Genomic DNA, 433 nt, shown 5'->3' on the forward strand with positions numbered 1-433 from the left:
TCGCGGGTCGCTGCCCTCTCACCGTCTTCCCGGATGAGGCCCATCCAGTGACACAGGTGGCGGAAGGCTCGCCGCTCACAGTTGCGGGGGCAGCCGCGGCTTCGGGCGAACCCTCACCGCATTCCCTTTTGATCCCCGAAGGGAACCGTCACAATCTAGCTACGCGGTAAGTGTCGCTAGCGTCAACGGAACTTGGCGCACGATTACAGGTGTGTGTTCTGCTAACAACAGCCGTGCCTGCCGAAGAAACCTGGCGGTTCAGAAAACGCCGGTCTCGAGACCGTGGATAAGTCCAACTGCGTCCGAGGTACCAAGCCTCGCGCACGGCAGCGCTCCATAACGCCCAATCCACGAAGCTCCTCGCGGATTGGACGTTGTGGAAATGCCCAGCCTCGACCCAATGGAAGGGCCGCTCGATTGAGCGGCCCTTTTG

At 61.4% G+C, this 433-nt stretch carries 1 riboswitch.

The features are described 5' to 3' along the window. A riboswitch (cobalamin riboswitch) is annotated at window positions 1-165 on the reverse strand. This riboswitch is flagged as partial in the annotation. Window positions 166-433: the final 268 nt, after the last annotated feature.

Source organism: Methylobacterium nigriterrae (assembly GCF_037106235.1).
GTDB lineage: Bacteria > Pseudomonadota > Alphaproteobacteria > Rhizobiales > Beijerinckiaceae > Methylobacterium > Methylobacterium nigriterrae.